At 61.2% G+C, this 1,744-nt stretch carries 2 protein-coding genes and 1 pseudogene; all 3 read left to right on the forward strand.

Annotation, left to right across the window (positions count from 1 at the left end; genetic code table 11):
- Nucleotides 1-136, forward strand: a pseudogene (locus E1297_RS50105) (sugar ABC transporter permease); the annotation flags it as partial.
- A gap of 14 nt (nucleotides 137-150) precedes the next feature.
- Nucleotides 151-1,068: a D-alanyl-D-alanine carboxypeptidase family protein gene (locus E1297_RS02140; RefSeq protein ID WP_155133314.1), complete on the forward strand. Its 918-nt coding sequence runs from the start codon at nucleotides 151-153 to the stop codon at nucleotides 1,066-1,068.
- A gap of 22 nt (nucleotides 1,069-1,090) precedes the next feature.
- Nucleotides 1,091-1,693 (forward strand): GNAT family N-acetyltransferase, encoded by a 603-nt coding sequence (locus E1297_RS02145; RefSeq protein WP_155133318.1) that lies wholly within the window; start codon nucleotides 1,091-1,093, stop codon nucleotides 1,691-1,693.
- Nucleotides 1,694-1,744: the final 51 nt, after the last annotated feature.

Genomic DNA, 1,744 nt, shown 5'->3' on the forward strand with positions numbered 1-1,744 from the left:
GGGCTTTCGCTGGAGCTTCTACGGCCATGCTGACGTGAGTGTCGGTATCAGCCTTGCCGTTACGCTGTTGTTTCTGGCCGTTTGCGTGGCGGTCATCTGGGGTATTTTCAAAACCGGATATCGGCTGAAGATTTAATGCGGGGGCGCAAAATGCGAGGATTTCGCCTGCAGGGCAGCGCAGATTATGCCGTTTTGCTGTTGGCCTGCCTGGTGTTGGCAGCTTGCCAATCGGCCACACCGCGCTCTCCTGCGGGATCTGGCGCCGCACAATCCCTGGCAAACACGTCTGCGCCAAACGCAGCGTTCCTGACGCCGTCAGCCTTTGCCGTACCGGCCCCCTCGGCCGAGCCGCAAGGCTATTCCGAGCTGGTGGTCGATCTGAATTCGGGGCGCGAACTGCATGCAGAAAACGCCGACGAACCGCGTTATCCGGCGTCCTTGACCAAGATGATGACGCTTTATCTCCTGTTTGATGCCGTACGCTCAGGACGTGTCTCGCTCGATACGCCTCTGGTGATTTCGCCGAATGCCGCCCGGCAGCCGCCGTCAAAGATCGGATTGCGGCCCGGCATGACCATGACGGTGCAACAGGCAGCGCGCGCCTTGTCCGTCAAGTCGGCCAATGACGTTGCGGTTGCGGTTGCCGAAACGGTGGCGGGAAGCGAAGCGGCGTTTGTCCGGCAAATGAACGCGAAGGCCCGTGCGCTCGGGATGACACGCACCCGCTTTGTCAATCCGTCCGGTTTGCCGGACACTGCTCAGGTCACCACAGCCCGGGACATGGCGCGTCTCGGTCAGGCTCTGATCCGCCACTATCCGCAATATGCGCGCTACTATCAGGCAAAGACATTTTTCTACAATGGCCGCACCTACCGGGCGACGAACAATCTTCTGGGCAGGGTAGAGGGGGTCAATGGCCTGAAAACCGGATATATCCGCTTGTCCGGGTACAATCTGGTTGCAACCTCGGACCGGGCTGGCCGCAAGCGCATGGTTGTGGTGATGGGAGGCAAGAGCGAGGCGGCGCGCGACCGTGAGGTCACCCGTCTGATTGAAACCTACTATTGACCGTTCATCCGGGACCGTGCCGATGCCAAGTGTGCAATTTTCCGCAGCAAGACCCGGGCATGCCACAGACCTTGCCGCCCTGTGCGACATTGCCTCCCATGGCCGCAATGGGGCTGTCTGGCAGCGGGCACTTGAGAAGAATGGCGGTGCCGTTTCGGTTTTCGAGATCGGGCGGCGTGCGATGCTGTTGCGCAACCATGACCTGTCACTGGAAAACGCACTCATCGCCCATCAGGACGGCGCGGTTCTGGGGGCGGTTTTCGGTATGTCCCGGCCAAAGGACTTTGCCGGCAGCATCCATCCCGAGCGGTTCACACCCGAGATGACCGGTGAACTGGAACTCAAAGCGATGACCGGTGGCAGCTGGTATCTGGCGGTGATTGCGGTCTACCGCGAGTTTCAGGGACGCGGGATCGGATCCGCCCTTCTGAAACAGGCAGCGAAACGGGCCCGGTCCGGGAAAGACCGCAAAATGACGCTGATCGTGGCCCGCTCGAACGCTCCGGCGGTGCGCTTCTACGAAAAGTCGGGTTTCAGGCCGGTGGAGGAGCGTCCCTGTCCGCCGGTGGCGGACGGGCAAAACGCCGATACCTGGCTGCTCATGCGCCGGATGCTGGTTGCCTGATCCGCCGTAAGCGGCATGGACTCAGCTGCGAAGTGCAACAAGGCAACGGCC

It is taken from the genome of Roseibium sp. RKSG952, assembly GCF_009711355.1.